The organism is Williamsia muralis NBRC 105860, assembly GCF_001598915.1.
Lineage (GTDB): Bacteria > Actinomycetota > Actinomycetes > Mycobacteriales > Mycobacteriaceae > Williamsia > Williamsia muralis.
The window spans coordinates 170,975-189,649 of the sequence record NZ_BDAP01000006.1; the positions used below are offsets into that span (position 1 = coordinate 170,975).

General features: G+C 65.0%; 19 protein-coding genes. 10 read left to right on the plus strand and 9 right to left on the minus strand.

Annotation, left to right across the window (positions count from 1 at the left end):
- Positions 1-9: 9 nt before the first annotated feature.
- The 3 genes from WIMU1_RS20925 to WIMU1_RS20935 form a co-directional block, all read right to left on the minus strand.
- Positions 10-1,296: a SatS C-terminal domain-containing protein gene (locus WIMU1_RS20925; protein WP_062800079.1), complete on the minus strand. Its 1,287-nt coding sequence runs from the start codon at positions 1,294-1,296 to the stop codon at positions 10-12.
- Between the two features lie 92 nt (positions 1,297-1,388).
- Positions 1,389-2,456 carry a C40 family peptidase gene (locus WIMU1_RS20930; RefSeq protein ID WP_062800081.1) on the minus strand — a complete coding sequence of 356 codons (1,068 nt, stop codon included), beginning with the start codon at positions 2,454-2,456 and terminating at the stop codon, positions 1,389-1,391.
- A complete protein-coding gene (locus WIMU1_RS20935; RefSeq protein WP_062800083.1) occupies positions 2,456-2,758 on the minus strand; it encodes a type VII secretion target in 303 nt (100 codons plus the stop codon). The genes WIMU1_RS20930 and WIMU1_RS20935 overlap by 1 nt, the downstream gene beginning before the upstream one ends.
- A gap of 51 nt (positions 2,759-2,809) precedes the next feature.
- Here WIMU1_RS20935 and upp point away from each other — a divergent pair, with 51 nt between their 5' ends.
- Entirely contained in the window at positions 2,810-3,433 is a 624-nt protein-coding gene (gene upp, locus WIMU1_RS20940; protein ID WP_062800085.1) for a uracil phosphoribosyltransferase, read from the plus strand.
- 46 nt (positions 3,434-3,479) lie between these two features.
- Here the strand turns inward: upp and WIMU1_RS20945 are convergent, their stop codons facing one another.
- Genes WIMU1_RS20945 through WIMU1_RS20965 form a run of 5 tightly spaced genes read right to left on the minus strand, consistent with a single transcriptional unit; the run spans position 3,480 to position 7,785 of the window.
- Entirely contained in the window at positions 3,480-3,881 is a 402-nt protein-coding gene (locus WIMU1_RS20945; protein ID WP_207779610.1) for a VOC family protein, read from the minus strand.
- A 20-nt stretch (positions 3,882-3,901) separates the two neighbouring features.
- Positions 3,902-4,699, minus strand: a complete 798-nt coding sequence (locus tag WIMU1_RS20950; protein ID WP_245969061.1) for an ABC transporter ATP-binding protein — start codon at positions 4,697-4,699, stop codon at positions 3,902-3,904.
- 4 nt (positions 4,700-4,703) lie between these two features.
- A complete protein-coding gene (locus WIMU1_RS20955) occupies positions 4,704-5,300 on the minus strand; it encodes a hypothetical protein (protein WP_084248443.1) in 597 nt (198 codons plus the stop codon).
- 9 nt (positions 5,301-5,309) lie between these two features.
- A complete protein-coding gene (locus WIMU1_RS20960; protein WP_062800089.1) occupies positions 5,310-6,953 on the minus strand; it encodes a phospho-sugar mutase in 1,644 nt (547 codons plus the stop codon).
- A 7-nt stretch (positions 6,954-6,960) separates the two neighbouring features.
- A complete protein-coding gene (locus WIMU1_RS20965) occupies positions 6,961-7,785 on the minus strand; it encodes a purine-nucleoside phosphorylase (RefSeq protein ID WP_371850310.1) in 825 nt (274 codons plus the stop codon).
- Positions 7,786-7,816: 31 nt separating this feature from the next.
- On the opposite strand from WIMU1_RS20965, the gene WIMU1_RS20970 reads away from it, so the two are divergent.
- The 3 genes from WIMU1_RS20970 to WIMU1_RS20980 are packed head-to-tail and all read left to right on the plus strand — an operon-like array spanning position 7,817 to position 10,994.
- Positions 7,817-8,518 carry an enoyl-CoA hydratase/isomerase family protein gene (locus tag WIMU1_RS20970; RefSeq protein ID WP_062800091.1) on the plus strand — a complete coding sequence of 234 codons (702 nt, stop codon included), beginning with the start codon at positions 7,817-7,819 and terminating at the stop codon, positions 8,516-8,518.
- A 42-nt stretch (positions 8,519-8,560) separates the two neighbouring features.
- Complete coding sequence (locus WIMU1_RS20975) at positions 8,561-9,781, plus strand: amidohydrolase (protein ID WP_062800093.1); 1,221 nt, start codon at positions 8,561-8,563, stop codon at positions 9,779-9,781.
- Positions 9,782-9,797: 16 nt separating this feature from the next.
- On the plus strand, positions 9,798-10,994 hold the full coding sequence (locus WIMU1_RS20980; RefSeq protein ID WP_051406681.1) for an amidohydrolase: 1,197 nt from the start codon (positions 9,798-9,800) through the stop codon (positions 10,992-10,994).
- 21 nt (positions 10,995-11,015) lie between these two features.
- Here WIMU1_RS20980 and WIMU1_RS20985 read toward each other — a convergent pair whose 3' ends face one another.
- On the minus strand, positions 11,016-11,486 hold the full coding sequence (locus WIMU1_RS20985) for a gamma-glutamylcyclotransferase family protein (RefSeq protein ID WP_023962161.1): 471 nt from the start codon (positions 11,484-11,486) through the stop codon (positions 11,016-11,018).
- A 118-nt stretch (positions 11,487-11,604) separates the two neighbouring features.
- Between WIMU1_RS20985 and WIMU1_RS20990 the strand changes: the two genes are divergently transcribed.
- The 6 genes from WIMU1_RS20990 (at position 11,605) to WIMU1_RS21015 (ending at position 18,673) form a co-directional block, all read left to right on the plus strand.
- On the plus strand, positions 11,605-13,023 hold the full coding sequence (locus WIMU1_RS20990) for an NAD(P)H-quinone dehydrogenase (RefSeq protein ID WP_062800095.1): 1,419 nt from the start codon (positions 11,605-11,607) through the stop codon (positions 13,021-13,023).
- A 146-nt stretch (positions 13,024-13,169) separates the two neighbouring features.
- Positions 13,170-14,351 (plus strand): aminotransferase-like domain-containing protein, encoded by a 1,182-nt coding sequence (locus tag WIMU1_RS20995; protein ID WP_062800298.1) that lies wholly within the window; start codon positions 13,170-13,172, stop codon positions 14,349-14,351.
- 76 nt (positions 14,352-14,427) lie between these two features.
- A complete protein-coding gene (locus tag WIMU1_RS21000; RefSeq protein WP_062800097.1) occupies positions 14,428-16,008 on the plus strand; it encodes an HNH endonuclease signature motif containing protein in 1,581 nt (526 codons plus the stop codon).
- A gap of 258 nt (positions 16,009-16,266) precedes the next feature.
- The gene (locus WIMU1_RS26245) at positions 16,267-16,581 is read left to right on the plus strand and encodes a hypothetical protein (protein ID WP_147431395.1); all 315 of its coding nucleotides are present in this window, start codon (positions 16,267-16,269) and stop codon (positions 16,579-16,581) included.
- Positions 16,515-17,192, plus strand: coding sequence for a DUF3558 family protein (locus WIMU1_RS26930; RefSeq protein ID WP_371850311.1), 678 nt, complete (start codon positions 16,515-16,517; stop codon positions 17,190-17,192). Before WIMU1_RS26245 ends, WIMU1_RS26930 begins: the two co-directional genes overlap by 67 nt.
- 146 nt (positions 17,193-17,338) lie before the next feature.
- Positions 17,339-18,673, plus strand: a complete 1,335-nt coding sequence (locus tag WIMU1_RS21015; RefSeq protein ID WP_147431394.1) for a hypothetical protein — start codon at positions 17,339-17,341, stop codon at positions 18,671-18,673.
- The last annotated feature ends 2 nt before the right edge of the window (positions 18,674-18,675 follow it).

Below are 18,675 nucleotides of genomic sequence, written 5' to 3' on the forward strand. Positions count from 1 at the left end.
ACGGTGGCTTTATCCGCGCTTCTTGTCGAGCCGGGTCTCGAACTCGTGCTCCAGCGCCCGCCACGCCTCTGACTCGTTGTCGAAGGGCGGGCTCGGCGCCAAGCGCTTCGGGTCGGGGTTGAGCGCATAGTTGACGAACCAGCCCAGCGGCGTAGTGGAACCCAGTGCTTCCGCGACGGAATCGTCGTCGGCGAAATCGGCTGCGTCGGTGAACAGCTCGACTGCCAACTCCAGCTGGCGACGGTCGATGCGGCGGGGACCGTCCGCGATGTCCTCGGTGAGGCCGGGCAGCACGTAGACGTTGTCCTCGTACACCTCGATCTCCAGCGAACCGTCGGTTGCGGCGACCTGGATCTCCTCGAAGGTGCTGACCACGGAGAGGTCGTGTTCGTTGTCGTCGGCGAGGAATCGCTCCAGTGCCCGGTGCGAGGGGAAGGCGAAGATCTTGCCGCGCGCCCCCAAGAAGACCGGGTCGTCGTCGAGATAACAACGCAGCGTGAAGAACTCGCCGTCGGCGGTGATGATCTGAATGGGATCGATGCCGACCGACGCCCAGAAATCGTCCTCGTCGATCTCGTCGTCATCATCGTCTTCATCGTCGTCGAGGTCATCGTCGTCGTCATCGGAATCTGTGTCGTCCGATTCGCCGTCGATCAACTCGATGTCTTCGTCGGGCTCGTCTTCGTCTTCGGCGCTGGCGGCGGCGAGGATCTCTGCCTCGGCCACCGACACCAGGTCAGCGTCGACCTCGGGGCTGGTGATCACCTCGTCGATGGCATCGACCACGTCGTCCCAGCGTTTGTCGATGAGTGTTCCGATGCGCCCCCACAGTTCTTCACCGTCACGGCCCTGAAAGTTGCGGGTGCCGGTGGTGACGGCACCGAGGATGGGGTTGCCGTTGAAGAACTTGGTGATCGGGGTCAGTTCGCAGACCTCGCCGATGATCCGGACGATCTCGAGTACGTCCTCGAGTTTGGCGATGACCTCGGGTGTGGGGTCTTCAGAGGCGAGCTCGGGAACGGCGATCAGATCAAAGGATTTGTCCTCGGCCGGTTCGAGTTCGTCGGCCTTGAGTCCGACAACGGTGTTCCACGCGGGGTGTTCCACCAGATCGTTGTCGTCGCCCGAACGGATGAACGCCACCAGTTCTGCCACGGACGCGAAGCCGTACAGATCCTCGTCGAGACCGAGGAATGCCTCCCACTCATCGTCACCCTCACGCCAGCGTGGGGCCCACAGGGTGAACGCGTTGCCCTCGGTGATTCCGAGTTCGATTGGGACGATGTCTCCGGCCATGGCCACAGAGCCTAGTCACCGATCCTGAACGTCGGCTACATCGGGCATGGCCGGATCGTGACGGTGCCGGATCACCAGTGGTGTCGCTCGAGTCATTGCGGTCGGTAGAACCCTTCGAAGGTCTGACCCATGTTGGTCGTACGCAGCGGGGACACGCTGACCGGGTCACCGGCTTCCACCAGCTGGCCGTTGCCCACATACATGGCGACGTGTCCCGACCACACCGCGAGATCACCCGGCTGGAGATCGGACTGTGCGATCGCGACGCCGGCTGTGTCCTGTTCCTGGGCAAGCCTGGGCAATTCGACTCCGGCCTCCCGGTAGGCCCATTGGGTCAGACCGCTGCAGTCCAGACCCTGCCCGGGCGTGGTGCCGCCCCAGACATAGGGCACGCCCTGCTGGCTCAGTGCTGCCCGTACCGCTGTTGCGGCTCGTTCGTTCGGTGCGTAGGCCACCGACCCGTCGGGCAAGGTGATGGCGACGCCGGTGCCACCGGGGTTGGTCGCCGACAATCCGGCCGGCAGCGTCTGAGCTCCTCCGGCCGAGTCTGGAGATGTGACCGGGGCAGCAGCTTGCACCGGCCCAAACGCTGCGTCGGTGAGATTTCCGAGTTCGTCCCCGACTCGTGCCAATTGGGTGTCGACCATCGATGAGCCTGCAGGGGTACGGCCGATGGCCATCAGGCGTTGGGTGTCGTCGGCCAATGCGGCTCGGGTCTTCTCGAGCACGGCGATGCCCCGTTGAATGTGCGTCATCGCGACCGGAATGACCGCACCCACACCGGCGGGGGTGAAGAGTGACGGTCCCATGGCCGAGGCGATGGTGACAAAGGAATCGAGGATCGACTGGAGTTCGACGGAGGCCAGGCGCACCTTGTCGGCTGCCGACTCGATCACTCCGGCGATGTCGGTGCTGTTGTCGCAATGGTGCGCGGTGTCCCGGACCGCCTGGTCGAGTGTGGCGAGAGCCTGGGAGCCACCGGCGCCCGACCATTGTGGTGCCAGCTCGCTGTTCAATCGATGCTGCGTGGCCCTGACGTCGTCGAGAACCGCTGCGGTGGAACGAAGTTGCGCCGCAGGAGCGCCCGCGGGCAGCACGCCGGTTCCCATCGCCGTGATCAGGGCGTTCAGCGGGGCGAGCAGGAGCTCGATGGGGATCATCAGATCGCCACGATCTGCGCCGCGCTGTTGTCGTCGGTGTCGGCGTAGGCGACCTGCGCGCCGCACAGGCCATCACCGAGTGTCCGGACCCTCGCCGCGAGCTGTTCGATCTCGCGGCAGTGCCGGTCGGTGACCATCGCGGCCGCGGCCGCGAACTCGGCTCCGATGACGCCGAACACCGGAGCGAGCAGCGCCGCGTCGGCGCGACCGGCCAAGGCATGGGTGGCGATGTCCTCGCCGACGGCGCGGGTGCCGAGGGAAGCGGTTCGGAGGGCGGCGGGATCAACGGAGACCTGACTCATGGGCATTCGACGCGATCGCCGGGCGTGACGGTTCCCTCGTATGGTTGGTCAATGCAGATCCGAGCTGTTGATCATCCATTGGCCGCCGCGAGGCTGACCACGTTGCGCGACGAGCGAACCGACAATGCCGCCTTTCGTGGCGCGCTTGCCGACCTCACCCAGATGTTGATCTACGAGGCGCTGGTGGGAGCGCCGGTCGCGGAGGTGCCGGTCACGACGCCGGTGACCACCACCACGGGGGTGCGCCTCGCAGTGCCGCCGCTGTTGGTTCCCGTTCTGCGTGCCGGCCTCGGGATGGTGGAACAAGCGCATGCGATGGTGCCGGAAGCGAACGTGGGGTTCGTCGGGATCGCCCGCAACGAAGAGACGCACCAGCCGGTTCCGTACCTCGAGTCGCTGCCGGACGATCTGACCGGCCAGCCTGTGTTCGTGCTCGACCCGATGCTTGCCACCGGGGGGTCGATGCTGCACACGATCGAGCTCCTGGTGCAGCGCAAGGCCACCGACATCACTGCGGTGTGCGTCGTCGCCGCGCCGGAAGGTGTTGAGGCGCTGGAGAAATCGGGCTATCCGGTGCGCCTGGTCACCGCGGCAGTCGATGACGGGCTCAACGCCGCCGCATACATCACACCCGGGCTCGGCGACGCCGGGGACCGCCAGTTCGGGCCACGCTGACCGGAGCTTGAGCCGGTGCATTCCGGCGCGGGGTCGGGCAGTTCGGTCAAACGGTGTAGAACTCGAGCGCGATGCCGTCGGGGTCACGGAAAGCGATGAGGTGGCCGGTGGAGCCGGCGGCGATCCCGCTGTGCTCGACGCCCGCGGCGTCCAGATGGGCCAGCCAGCGTTCGAGTGCTCGCAGATCAGGGACCGCGAGCGCGAGGTGGTCCAGACCGCAACGGAACTCGGAGAAGCGACCCGATATGGCGTCGGTCCCATGGCCGTTGAGTACCACCTGAATCCCGCATTCGTGGGCGAGGAGGGCCTTTTTCAGGTTGTAGCTCGAGTGGCGTCTCCGTAACCGGAATCCGCACACATCCTGATACCAGGTGATACTCCGGTTGACATCGCTCACGGTGAGACTCACGTGATGGAGGCCGGTGATCGGCGGGAACGCTGCGGACACGGTTGGTTCCTCCGGTTCTCCTAAGAGTGACTGCGTGCCGACCATCGTCCGCCGTCGCGGCGCACCTGTACAGGATGGTCGAAGCAGGTGCTGATGGTGTCGGTGGTGAGGGCGTCGTCGACGTCGCCGCATGCCACCGTGAGGCCGTCACGCAAGAGCAGGGCATGGCTGGAGCTGGTGGGCAGATCCTCGAGGTGATGGGTCACCAGAACGCTGGCGAGATCGACGACTTCGCGGCGCAGTTGATCGATGCTCCCGAGCAGTTGTTCCCGGGCGGCGAGATCGAGTCCGGTTGCCGGCTCGTCGAGCAACAGCAGTGAGGGGCGTGCCATCAGAGCTCGCGCGATGAGCGTCCGGCCCCGTTCGCCCTGGCTCATCAACGTCCACACCGACTTTCGGCGGTCCGACATCCCCAGCAGCTCGAGAAGTTCGTCGGCATGTTTGTTCTCGTCGGCGGTATACGTACGCCGGCGATCGAGTTCGGGTGTGTTGGTGAGGCCGGTGAGCACCACGTCGTGAGCCGACAACGGCAGATCCAATCGGTGCCGCGGGTCCACGTGCCCGATGTGCGTGCGCAATTCGCGCATGTCCACCCGGCCGAGGCGGCGACCGAGCACGTCCACCGTGCCACGGGTCGGGTGACCGAATGCTCCGAGAATGTTCAGCAGCGTCGACTTACCGGCGCCGTTGGGTCCGAGCAGTGCCCAATGTTCTCCGGCGTGGACGGTGAAGGTGATGTCGCGCAGGAGGAATCGCCCGCCGCGCACCACATCGATGTGTGCGGCGTGAAGCACCTCACGAGAGCTGGGACCGGCCACGAGATCAGTTGGTCCAGTAGTAGATCATCGGCTCGGCAGCGACCACCGAACCGTTGGTCGAGATGGTCAGGGCTGCGGGCGTCATCTCGTACGTGGTGTCGACATTGACCGCGACGAATTGATCACCCGACCGGGTGGGGAATTGCAGCTCGGTGCTCTGGCCGTCCGCGAGGCCCTTGTAGTAGTAGCGGCCGACCTGGGTACCGACTTGGCAGACAACAACATTCGACCGCGCGGTCTGGCCGATCATCACCGCCGGATCACCGGCCGCGTTGCAGCGGGGCCCGCTGACGAAACCTTGCCAGTCGGTGCCCGGCACCGTGGGCGTGGCCCGCGGCGTCGAGATCGTCGGTGGTGTGGTGGTCGGAGGCGTCGTCGCAGTCACTGTTTCGGTTTTCGTCGACACCTGCTGCGTTGTGGTCGGGGGCGGCGCCGTTGTGCTGCTGTCGGACGCCGAGGACTTTTCGTCCGCGGGGATGAAGAGGAAACCCAGGAGTACCGCGAGCGCCAGGACCAAGACGCCCGCCACGACAGCGCCGATGACCAGAGGAGAAGCCCACGGTGATCTCGGCGGGGGTGTCGGGTAGAAGTTGCCGCTCACGCGCTCACCCTACCGCTGGCCGAGGTTGGTCAATGCCGACACCTCGTCGGTCAGCTGCGCCAATCGTCGCTGGGCAGTCGCGTGCGCCTCGCCCAGCGGCCGTCCGGGAGATTCGGTCACCTCGAGATAGAACTTCAGCTTCGGTTCGGTACCCGACGGCCGTGCGATCACCCGGATCGTTCCGGTGTCGGTGGTGCCGGTGAACTGCACTGCGTCTGTTGATTGCGATGACGGTCTCGAGAGAAAATCCTCCATCGCAACGACAACCCCCGCGAGCTCAGAAGGCGGATCGTGACGCAGCGACCGCATGATCTTTGCGATCCGATCGAGGTCGTCGACCCGCAGCGAATACTGACCGGTCGTGTGGACGCCGTGGAGTTCGAACAGGTCGTCAAGGCGCTGGGCGAGTGTTCGGCTGGACCGGGCGAGATCGTCTGCCAGTACGCAGAGTGCCACGGCGGCGCTGATCCCGTCCTTGTCCCGGACGGCGTCCGGGTCCACACAGTGGCCGATGGCTTCTTCGTAGGCGTACACGAGTCCCTCGCCTGCACGGACCAGCCATTTGAAACCTGTGAGGGTGGTCGCATGGCGTGCGCCCGCGGCCGCGGCGATCTTGCTCAGCAAGCTGCCGGAGACGATCGTGCTGGCAACCAGCGGGCTGCTCGCGGTTCCGGCCACGGTGTTGCGGGAAGCGAGGATGTCGGCGCCGAGGAGCGCGCCCGTTTCATCGCCGGTCAACATCCGCCACGAGCCCTCGACAAGCGCTCCGACCGCGCAGCGATCAGCGTCCGGATCGAGAGCGATGGCCAGGTCGGCGTCGATGTCATCGGCGAGGTCCAGCAGGAGATCCGCAGCTCCGGGTTCTTCCGGGTTGGGGAAGGTCGCAGTCGGGAAGTCGGGGTCAGGGTGTTGTTGTTCCGGCACCACAACAACATTCGTGAAACCGGCCCGACGCAGGGCTTCGACCGCGAGTTCGCCACCCACACCGTGCATGGCGGTCAGCGCGACCTTGAGATCACTGCGCCGCGTGCCGAAGCGCGACCCGAGGCGTGCCAGGTACCTCTCGATGTTCGCGTCGGCGCGGGAGTCCGAGCCCACCGGGATACGGGCGATCGAGATTGCGGCGCCGGTGTGACCGATGAGCTGCTCGATCTCGTTGTCGGCGGGCGGGACCAGTTGGGCGCCACCGTCGAGGTACACCTTGTAGCCGTTGTCGGCGGGTGGGTTGTGCGACGCGGTGATCTGGATCCCCGCGGCCGCGCCGAGATCGCGAACGGCGAAGGCGACCAGGGGGGTTGGGCCGGGATCGGGGAGCGCAACGACATCAAAACCCTGTGCAGCAAGCACTTCGGTTGTCGCGTGGAAGAACTGCTCAGACCCGTGCCGGGCGTCGCGGCCGACCACAACCGCGGCGCCGTGATGGCCATGGTCGATGAGCCATTGCCCGACGCCTGCCGTCGCTTTCGTGACCACTGCGACATTCATCCCCATCGGTCCCGCGCGAACCGGGCCGCGCAGTCCTGCGGTGCCGAAATGCAATGTGTCCGAGAAGCGCTCGGCTATCGAATCGGAGTCGAGGGTCTGCAGTTCGCGGCGGGTGGCCGGGTCCGGGTCCGCGTCGATCCAGGCCTGCACCTTGTCGAGGTGGCTCATCCTACGATCAGATCTTCTCGATCACCTGGGCCAGGAGGTGGCCCATCCGCGTCGCCGATGCGCGGCCGACCTCGAGTACTTCCTCGTGGTCCAGTGGCTCGCCGGTGATGCCCGCAGCGAGATTGGTGACCAGAGAAATGCCGAGTACCTCGAGCTTTTCCGCTCGGGCCGCGATGGTCTCGTGAACGGTGGACATCCCGACAAGATCTGCACCGATGACCCGCAGCATGTTGATCTCGGCGGGTGTCTCGTAGTGCGGCCCGGGAAGCCCTGCGTAAACACCCTCGGCGAGAGAGGGATCGACGGATTGCGCGATCCCGCGGAGCCGCGGCGAATAGGCGTTGACCAGATCCACGAACTGCGCGCCGACCAGTGGCGAGCGGCCGGTGAGGTTGAGGTGATCGCTGATCAGAACCGGTTGACCGACGGTCATGTCGGAGCGCAGTCCACCGGCGGCGTTGGTGAGCACAAGGGTTCGGACACCGGCAGCCGCGGCGGTCCGGACGGCATGAACGACGTTCGCGAGGGGATGGCCCTCGTACGCGTGTGTTCTGCCGAGCAACACCAGAACCGATTTGTCGCCGATGTGCAACGAATGGACAGTGCCCGAATGACCTTCGGCGCTGGGAGGGGTGAAACCGGGCAGCGTCGCCATCGGGATGCTGGTCTCTGCCGCGCCGAGCGCGTCGGCGGCCGGCGCCCACCCCGAGCCGAGGACCACCGCCACATCGTGGTTGTCGAGGCCTGTCTGCTGCGCGATGGCAGCAGCCGCGGTCTGAGCACTTGCCCTGGGATCGGTCGAGGGGTCCACATCTGCGCCGTCGATTGCCATGGGCTCAACCCTAAGGCGATATGGTCACCGCATGCCGTATGTGACCACCGCCGACGTCGTGCACACCCTTCACCTGGGCGCCGGCGAGACCGAGGCCAGCGAGGCCAATCCTGAGAACCGGTTCACCATGGGCTGGCTGGACACCGTCAACAACCTGCTCGACGAGGTGCCCACCTCGACCCCCGGCGCACTGGTCATCACCGGTGCCGGCAAGTTCTTCTCGAACGGACTGGACGTGGACTACATCGGTGCCAACGCCGACAAACTCCCCGCGTACCTCGACCGGGTGCACGCTCTCTACGTACGCGTGCTCACTTTCCCGCTGCCCACGGTCGCAGCCATCAACGGTCACGCTTTCGGGGCCGGCGCGATGCTCGCACTGTGCGCCGACCACCGCGTCATGCGCACCGAACGGGGGTTCTGGTCGCTACCCGAGGTGCTTCTCGGGATGCCGTTCACCGCGGGGATGGCGTCGCTGCTGCGGACCCGCCTGCCCGACGCGACAGCCATCGAAGCGATGACCACGGGACGTCGGTACGGCGCACTCGAGGCCGTCGACTCAGGCATCGTCGAACAGGCAGCCGCCATCGACGACCTGCTCACGGAGGCATCGAGTGTCGCGGCCGGACGTGCCGCCGTGGCCGGGCCCACACTCGCCGTGATCAAGCAGGGACTTCGTGCGCCACTGTTGACCGACCTCGAGCGCCCCACCCCGGCATCGTTGATTGGCTAACTCCGTTCGGACCACGGTGGCCACGGGTGAGAGAATGGCCTGATGGCGGAGATCGAGAAACGAGCTGACCGTGCGGTGCGCGCGGTCGCCGGCGACCTCGTCGAGTTGTCCCATTCGCTTCACGCCGAGCCCGAGTTGGCGTTCGCCGAGCATCGCAGCGTGTCCAAGATCACCGATCTGCTCGACGATCACGGCTTCATCATCGACGTCGGTGTGGCCGATCTGCCCACAGCTTTCACCGCCACCTACGGCTCAGGGGACCTCGTCGTCGGGCTGTGTGCCGAGTACGACGCGCTGCCCGGAATCGGCCACGCCTGCGGTCACAACGTGATCGCGGCCGCCGCGGTGGGAGCCGCGCGCGGCCTCGCCGAGATCGCGGACGAGCTCGGCATCACCGTGCTGCTACTCGGTACTCCCGCCGAGGAGACCGGTGGCGGCAAGATCGCCATGGCCGAGGCCGGTGTTTTCGACTCGGTGGCAATGGCTTTGATGGTCCACCCCGGGACTGCGGACGAAGTCGCCTGCAGCTCATTGGCATTGGCGGATCTGGCGATTCGCTACACGGGTGTCGAGTCGCATGCCTCCGCCGCGCCCGAGCGTGGGCGCAACGCTGCGGATGCGGCCACGATCGCTCAGGTGTCCTTGGGGCTGCTGCGTCAGCACCTGCGTCGTGGACAGCAGCTGCACGGCATGATCAGTGTCGGGGGCACCGCCCCGAACGTCGTTGCCGGACACAGTGAGTTGCTCTACTACCTGCGTGCGCGAGACGAGGCATCGCTGCTGGATCTTGGTGAGCGCGCCGAAGGTTGTTTTGCAGCCGGGGCCATCGCCACCGGATGTACCCATGAGGTGTCCACCGTGTCGCCGACCTATCTCGAACTGAGGCACGACCAGCGCCTGCTCGGCGCGTACCGCGACGCGATCACCGATCTCGGTCGTGAGGTGCTGCCTCATTCCGTCGAAGGCGTTCGGCCACTGGGTAGTACGGACATGGGCAACATCAGCCACATGCTGCCGTCGATTCACCCGCTGATCGGTATCGACAGCGATGGGGCCCGGACCCACGAGGTGGAGTTCGCCGCCGCGGCGGCGTCGGCATCAGCCGATCAGGCAGTGGTCGATGGGGCGATCGCGCTGGCGCGCACCGCAGCAACGGCGGCGCTCGACGGCCGGTGGCGCGACGAGCTGCTGGAGGCGAACGAGAGACGGATCGGTCAGAGACCGCAGATGATGAGCAAATCGCAGATCGTGGGCAATCGATGATGAGTGTGTATTCGACATGAGTGGGCAGAGAGTGGATCCGGAACGTTTCCTTAAAGAGCTGGACAGCTGGCTGGCGCAGAACAGTGCGCAGCTGGTGGCGTGGCGTCGTGACTTCCACACCAACCCCGAACTGTCCCGGGGTGAATTGCGGACCACTCGGGTGGTGTTCGACGAGTTGACCAGCGCAGGTCTCTCACCGCGCATCCTGCCTCAGGGAACCGGCGTCGTGTGCGATCTCGGGCCGGCAGGCCCGCTGGTCGGGCTCCGCGCGGACATGGACGCCCTTCCCATCGCCGAACGCACCGGGCAACCGTTCGCCTCCACGGTCGAGGGTGTGTCCCATGCCTGCGGTCACGATGGGCACACCGCCATCCTGCTGGGCGTCGGCAAGGCGCTCGCCTCGATGGACGATCTCCCGATCGGAGTGCGGCTGGTGTTCCAGGCCGCCGAAGAGGTGATGCCCGGCGGAGCGGTGGACGCGGTCGCTGCCGGTGTCACCCGGGGCGTCAGCCAGTTCTTTGCCCTGCACTGCGACCCCAAGCTCGAAGTGGGCAAGGTCGGATTGCGGCCAGGGGCCATCACGTCGGCGGCAGACCACGTTGAGCTGGTGTTGCATTCGCCGGGCGGGCACACCTCGCGCCCACACCTGACCGCTGACCTCGTCTACGCGATGGGAACCGTCATCACCGGCCTGCCGGGCGTGCTGTCGCGGCGTATCGACCCACGAACCAGCACGGTGATGGTGTGGGGGTCGGCGCATGCCGGCGACGCGCCGAACGCGATACCGCAGGAAGGCCGGTTGCGCGGCACCGTTCGCACCGGCGACCACGCGACGTGGGCGTTGCTGGAGCCGATGGTGCGCGAGATCATCTCGGGACTACTCGCTCCGCTCAGCGTGCGGTACGACCTGGTCTACAAACGCGGTGTTCCCCCGGTGGTCAACGACCCGATGTCCACTGAAATGATGCGGCAATCGGTGATGAACATCGGTCCCGAGGCGTTGGCCGAGACCGCACAATCCGGTGGTGGCGAAGACTTTTCGTGGTACCTGGAGAACGTTCCGGGCGCCATGGCCCGACTAGGGGTCTGGAGCGGCCACGGGCCACAGACAGATCTGCACCAGCCGAACTTCGATCTCGACGAGCGGGCCCTGGCCATCGGTGTTCGGGCCCTGGCCGGGGTGGTACTCGCTGCCGGCCAGACCATGCGCTGACGTCGCCGGCCCCGGTCGTCTCTACTCGGGTCCTGGACCCACGTTGCGGGACTCACGAAGTCGCAGCTGGTGAACGTAATCGCTTGGCGCGCCCGCAATTTCGGCGGCTTCGGCCATCACGCCCAGGTAGCGGGCAGAGGGCAGGCCGCCTTCGAAGGCGTCGAGGACGTACAGCCATGCCAGCACGGGGCCGTCGGCGGTGTCGACACGTGCCCGGATCTTGCGGTGTATGCCGAGTTCGGAGCCCTCCCACCGGTCGAGGCTCGACTCGTCGTCCTCGGTCACGTCGTAGAGCACCACGAACACGCGAGCGTCGGGGTTGTCGCGGTCTTCGGTGACTGTTGCCAGCGCGCCTTCCCAGCCGATGTCGCCGCCGCCGAAGGTGAGCCGCCAGCCCGTCAGCCATCCGGTACCCGCCATCGGCGAGTGGGGAGCACGCTCCAGCATCTGCTCGGGGTGCATGTTCGAGCCGTATGCGGCGTAGATGGGCACGGGGAGGAGCCTAGATGGTCATCCGCCCATCGGGAAAGCAGGACTGCAGATCGACTAGATTCGTTACGTGGCAGCCCGCCGCTCGGGGCACCCGACATCTTCAGGGAGTTGAGCTGAATTGACCAAGATCGTGATCATCGGCGGCGGACCCGCCGGCTACGAGTCGGCGCTTGCCGCCGCCAGCTACGGGGCCGACATCACTGTGGTCGACAGCGACGGCATCGGTGGTGCCTGCGTGCTCTGGGACTGTGTTCCGTCGAAGACCTTCATCGCGTCCGCCGGCATCCGCACCGAGGTCCGCCGGGCCGTCGACCTGGGCATCAACCTTCGTTACGACGGCGCACTGGTGTCGTTGCCGCAGATCCACCAGCGGGTGCGTGACCTCGCATTCGCGCAGTCGTCCGACATTCGGTCGCGGCTGCTGACCGAGGGCGTCCGGATCATCGCGGGTCGCGCGAAGCTCGGCGAGCAGGAGTCGGGACGAGGCCGGCACCGCGTGATCGCAACAACGATCAACCCAGACGGATCCGACGGCGCCGAGGAAGTCCTGGACGCAGATGTGGTGTTGATCGCAACCGGCGCGTCGCCGCGGGTGCTGCCCGACGCGCAGCCCGACGGCGAACGCATTCTCACCTGGCGCCAGATGTACGACCTGAACGAATTCCCGGAGCACCTCGTGGTGGTCGGTTCGGGTGTCACCGGTGCCGAGTTCGTCCACGCCTATACCGAGCTGGGCGTTCCCGTCACGATGGTGTCCAGCCGCGACCGTGTGTTGCCCGGCGAAGACGAGGACGCTGCTCTTGTGCTCGAGGACGTGTTGGCCGAACGCGGCGTGAAGCTGGTCAAGCACGCGCGCGCCGACAAGGTCGAACGCACGGCCGACGGGATCAAGGTGACCTTGTCCGACGGCCGGACGGTGGAGGGGTCGCACTGCTTGATGACGGTGGGCTCGGTACCCAACACCGACCACCTCGGCCTCGAGGCCGTCGGACTCGAACTCGCCAAAGGCGGCTATCTCCAGGTGGACCGGGTCTCGCGGACCGGTGTGCCTGGGATCTATGCGGCCGGCGACTGCACGGGTCTGTTGCCGCTGGCGTCTGTCGCCGCCATGCAGGGCCGAATCGCGATGTACCACGCACTCGGTGAGGGCGTCACGCCCATCAAGCTCAAGACCGTCGCCTCGGCCATCTTCACGCGCCCGGAGATCGCGACCGTCGGGGTGAGCCAGCAGGCGATCGACTCGGGGGAGTACCCCGCTCGTACCGTGATGCTGCCGTTGGCCACCAACCCGCGCGCGAAGATGAGCGGGTTGCGGCGCGGTTTCGTGAAGATCTTCTGCCGACCCGCGACGGGTGTGGTGATCGGTGGCGTGGTGGTGGCCCCGAACGCGTCGGAGTTGATCTTGCCGATCGCGCTGGCGGTGCAGAACAAGCTGATGGTCAGCGACCTCGCGGCCACGTTCTCGGTGTACCCGTCGTTGTCCGGATCGGTCACCGAGGCGGCGCGCCAATTGGTTCGACACGACGACCTCGACTAGCTGTCTCACTGGTTGAGAAACCGGTTTCACATTTCGGTCACGCCCGCTAACGTTCGGTGTGGGCGCTGACCTGACGTGCCCTGCACGGTGACCACACTCATCACCTTCTGTCCTCGTACTTTTCAGAATGTGTTGGAGTGAATCGAATGGTTGTCCTCAGTCCTCGGTACGAAGCGTCGCACGCACTCGCCAACGTGCGTGGGTCGGCCATCCGTGACCTGCTCAAGCTCACCGAACAGCCGAATGTGCTGAGCATGGCGGGCGGGCTTCCGGCAACGGAACTCATTCCCGCGCAACGGATCGCGGAGTCGGCCGCCCGGATCATCGCGGATTCGACCGCCCTGCAGTACACCGTGAGCGCCGGTGTGTCGTCGTGTCGCGAGGTTGTCGCCGAATACACCGGCACCGACGACCCTGGGCGCGTGTTGCTGACGCACGGGTCGCAACAGGCGTTGTTCTTGCTGGCGCACGCGCTGGTCAATCCAGGTGATCTCGTCATCGTGGACGACCCTGTCTACGTGGGAGCTCTTCAGGTGTTCCAGTCGGTGCGGGCGCGGGTTCGTGCCTTGCCCATCACGCCGAGCGGAATTGATGTCGACTTGCTCAGGGAGTGGCTGCAAAAGGGTGAGCGCCCCCGAATAGTCCACACTGTCAGCAACTTCCACAATCCTGGCGGTGTGAGCGCGTCTGAGGAGAATCGGGTGGAGCTGGCCCGGTTGGCCGACGAGTTCGGCTTCGTGGTGGTGGAAGACGATCCGTACGGCAAACTCCGTTTCTCGGGCGCAGAGGTGAGACCAATTGCTGCGCACAGTGATCGGGTGGTCCTGCTCGGTACTGCGTCCAAAGTTCTTGCGCCTGCACTGCGGGTGGGATGGATGAGCGGCCCGCCCGAACTGGTCGCATTGGTGGAGCGACTACGCCAGGGGGCTGATCTGTGTGGGTCGACGTTCAGTCAGTTGATGGTCGCGGATCTGCTGGCCGACCGAGAGTGGTTCTTCGGACACATTGCTGATGTTTGCTCCGAGTATTCCTCTCGAGCAACTGCTTTGACCGAATCGCTGCAGCGGATGTTTGGCGAGGCCCCTCAGTTCACGGCTCCTGAGGGGGGCATGTTCTGCTGGGTTCGACTGCCCGGAATCGACACGACGGAGTTGTTGTCTGCGGCGGTGGATGCCGGCGTGGCATTTGTCCCCGGCGCCGCGTTCGCTGTGGATGCCGACTTCGGGGACTGTCTCAGACTGAGTTTCGCCACGCTTCCTGCTGATCAACTGGCCGAAGGGGTGCGGCGGTTGGCGGTCGCGTATGAGGCGGTGCAACCTGCCCAGTAGTCGAACGTGTGTTCGACAAAATCGAGTTCCGCTGATAGAATTGCCCTAAGCGTTCGACAGGCTGGGGGGCTTTTCGATGAGTGATTCGGTGACGGTGGATCCACCGCCGGTTGCGTTGTTGGTGGCGAAGTATGGCCAGTTGCAGGATGTGTTGGCTGATATTGCTGCGGCGTCGTCGGCTGATGTTGATGATGTGCAGGTTGCTGAGTTGGTGCGGGTGAACGAGAAAGTTGTTCGGGCACTGACGTTTCAAGGCCTCAAGCGGTTGCAGGAGGTGAATGATGGGGGCTTGTTCCGTAAGGCTGGTCATTCGACGTTGCACCGGTTTGTGATGAGTGAGTTGCGGGTCTCTCGGGGTGATGCCTCGTCGCGGTTGAAAGCCCTTGATGCTGCTGGTGTGTTGTTGTCGATGCAGGGCGAGGCGCTGCCCCCGAAATGCCCGGCCGCCGCCGAAGCGTTGGCCGAGGGTGCGATTGGGTTGGCGCATATGGATGTGATGCTCAAAGTTCGTGATCGCATTCCGCACAAATCAGCGCCGGAGGTGTATGACGTGGTCGATGCCTGGATGACCGACAATGCCCGCACATTGACTCCCACCGAACTCGAAGTCTGCGGGCGAGAAGTGTTGGCCCGGGTTGATCCGGACGGATCGCTGACCGATGACGCTGACCGCAAACGCAACCGTGGCTTGTCCGACGGTGCACAAGGGTTGGACATGATGGCCAAAATCAGTGGCAACCTGGACCCGGCAACGTTGGCACTGTTTCGCACGGTGATGGATGTGTGGGCAGCACCGGGAATGAACAATCCTGATGACCCGAACTCGCCGACCGGGGCCGCAGACGACCCGAGCATGGATCTAGCGATCATCGAGGCCGCGGCCGGGCGTGACACCCGGAGCAGAGCGCAACGTCAGCACGATGCGTTCAAAGCGATCTTGAAGACGATTCTGGAGTACAAACTGTTGGGGACTTCGCATCGTGGCCTGCCGGTGCAGGCCATCATCACGATGACCAAACAGCAGCTTGATGAGGCTGCGGGTATCGCCCACACCGCCTCCGGTGTTGACCTGCCGGTCAAGGATGCGTTGGAGTTGGCGGCGCGGGCGGACTGGTCGTTGGCAGTGTTCGCCAACCACTCCGCCGACGTCCTGTACTTCGCCCGCGCGAAACGCACTGCCCAGCAAGGCCAGCGGATGGCGTTGTTCGCCAAAGACCGAGGCTGTACCAGTCCGGGTTGTCGTAACCCGATCTCCTGGACCGAGATTCATCACACCACTGCCTGGGCCGACGGCGGTTTGACTGACATCGACGTGCTCGCCCCGGCGTGCATTCCGCATCACGCGATGATCGGACCGGGCGAGGATCAGTGGCAGACGGTGATGGTCACCGACGGACCCGATACGGGCCGGGTGGCGTGGATCCCACCGAAGTACATCGACCCGGACCAGCAGCCGCGAATTAACAGGGCCCACCACACCGACCACACCATCGAGGCGGCATGGCAGGACATCATCGCCGAACGCCAAGCAGCACTCAACGAACGCCAAGAACGCATGGAGCTCCAGCGACACAACGTGGCCGAGTCGATGGCAAGCCCAGAGCTAGACGTCGCTGACGCGGACTGCGAAAAACCTGTCGAGCAACCGGAGCGCTAACCGCGGCCGGGTTTGGTTTACGACGGGGCGACTGCGCTGGATGCCGCCCAGTCGTTGGTATGCGTACCCGTGCGGGTCGTGCGAAACCACGGGCGGCGGCCATTCGATGGCCAAGGGCTCGACAGCCTGGCTACGGCCAAAACGGGAACGCCAGCCGAACACGGCGGTGCAGCCACCAAACTCGGACGGATCGGACGGAACCATCCAGGACCGGTTAACGTCTAACCCCGAGCGAGGGGTCTAACGGGGGAGTGATCTGTGACAGACGAAGTGAAGTTCACCGATGCGCAGTGGGATGAGCTGGCAAGAGCCGCTGAAGCATTTGCTGGTGTTCTGGACGTTGAAAAGGTGCGCTTACGCGCAGTCGCGGCTACAAACTGGGCGGGGAATTGCGGAGAGGGAAACGGTATTATGGACAATCTTCGCGAACTTATACATGGTGAGAATGGATCTTTTGCAGGCGCGGTGACTGCTGAGGTGGAATACTTAAAATCAGTTGCGCTGCAGTGCAGAAGATCAAAGACGGTCCTTACGCAAGCAGACGAAACAGAAGCAGGGCAGATTTCGCGTTGAATCCTATACGTGCTGCGTTGATACTTGGTCTTGCCTTCGTTTTATTGTCGTGCCACGTCAAAGACGAGTCGACTCGGGCCGTGCCACTTGGTCAAAGCGGGAGCTCAACCGAACAAACTACGATTGAGACGCCGTTACCGCTGCCCTTCGAGAATCGTTTCCCAAACCGATGGAATGGTTCTAACAACGGCTCGCCATACGAGCCGTGCGTTGCCTTCTCGAATGACGAGCTTGCGCGGTTTCAAGTAGACCCGGCGTCCATCGAGGATGCAGCCCTTGTAGATCGGCAAGGCACCCGCGGATGTAACTGGATTATGCAGTCTAGGTTCGGAATTGGTCAGGTCGTTACAAACTCCGAATCGCTAGCTAGCTACAGGCGGGGCACCGCAGAATACGATTGGCGGCCGGAGTTCGAGGCTGCCGGACGCGTCGTTGGACTGTTCGCGCTGGCATTCGACGATTCAGGCGCATGCTCCACCTACGTACAGTCTCTCGCGGCCGGCGTCGTCACGAACGTTGTGGTGTTCGAATCTGGCGATGGGCGGACTGCGCAGGCTTGCAAGCTGGTCGAAGACTTCACTCGCGCGTATATCGACAAGATCCCCGGCTGAGGCCCGCAACGGAGTACGAGTTCGGGCATGGCTTTGAAGTTCAAGTCAGTGAGGCGCCTGGGGAGGCACTGGTGGGATAAGCGGCACTACTAGGCAAATGGCACTGACTGGGCAGATAGCACGGACTAGGTGAATCGGGGGAGTTCATGCCGCCTAAGCCAATTGGGCAGACGGACTGGTTCGGGCATGCGATCGACGAGATGCGGTCGGTGTGCGCCAGCATGGCGCCGAGTTCGGCGGAAGCAGACGCTGAAGCGATCAGGTTGATCGCGGCGAGGATCAGGGCAGCGTCGGACACCTACTACGCCACGCTAGGACGGCTGTACCCAGAAGGGGAGTTCCACGGGGAGTCGGTCACCGGCTCGCGGCACGCGACGATGGATGCGATTCGCCATATGGACGACTCCGCATCGGTGGGAATGCAGATAGCAGATCAGATCTCGGCAATCTCAAAGATCCTGTCGCAGACACAGGGCAGCGTCGCCGACCTCGACGCCCAGTACGGCGGCAACGCCGCCAGTGTTGCTCGGCAGGTACTGCAGCAATCCGAACTGGCCACCACGATGACCGACATCTACAGCAACCCGGTCATCGGCGCCAACGGCTCGCTACCCGAATACACCGGAGTACCACTGCCACAGCTGGGCGCTGACTTCCAACCGATCAACACCAATTCAGCCGGCCTCAACGGCAGCGGTTCGGGCAGCGGTGACAACTCAGGGCTACTCGGAGGCGTCGGTGGCGCCAACAACACGGCGGGCGCAGCAGGACCCGCTGGACCCGGGGGCCCCACAGGTGGACAAGAGACCTTCCGCGGTGACCCGGTAGAAGACAAACCGCTCTCACTCGGTGACGTGGGCCAAACCGAGCCTGCACACGCCGGCGGATCAACACCCGGCCCGCTCAACGGGGCTTTCGGGTCGCCGATTGCCGGACAAGCAAACGGGGCCGGCGCGAGCGGCGCTGCGACGACCTCTGCTCGAACCCGCCCGGGGACTGCCGGCGCAGGAACAGGTGGAGGGGCTGGGGCCGGAGCACGCGGCGGCGGAGGACTCGGAGCAAGCGGTGCAGGTGGCGCAGGCGGGGCCGGCGCCGGTGCCGACCCGAAATCGCTTGCCGCACGCTCAGTTACACCCCTCGCGACGCCAACCGCCGGTGGCGGACCAATGCCGGGGTCCGGCCCGACCACGTCGACTCGCGGTGGGTCGCCGATGATCCCGCCGGGTGCAGCCGGACGCGGCGCGGGCAGAGACAAAGAAGGCGAACACCGGGCACCTTCCTACCTGCACACCCGCGAGAACGCCGAGGAGATCATCGGGCGCCTTCCGCTGGTCGGACCGCCCGTCCTGGGCGACTGGGCAAGGCCGGGCGAGACAGGCTCGGACGCGGTGTCTGCACCAGGTACGAATCCGGAAGCCGGCAGCCCCAACGCGAACGACCCCGACGGCCCTGACACCCCCGACACCCCTGACAGGACCTGAGG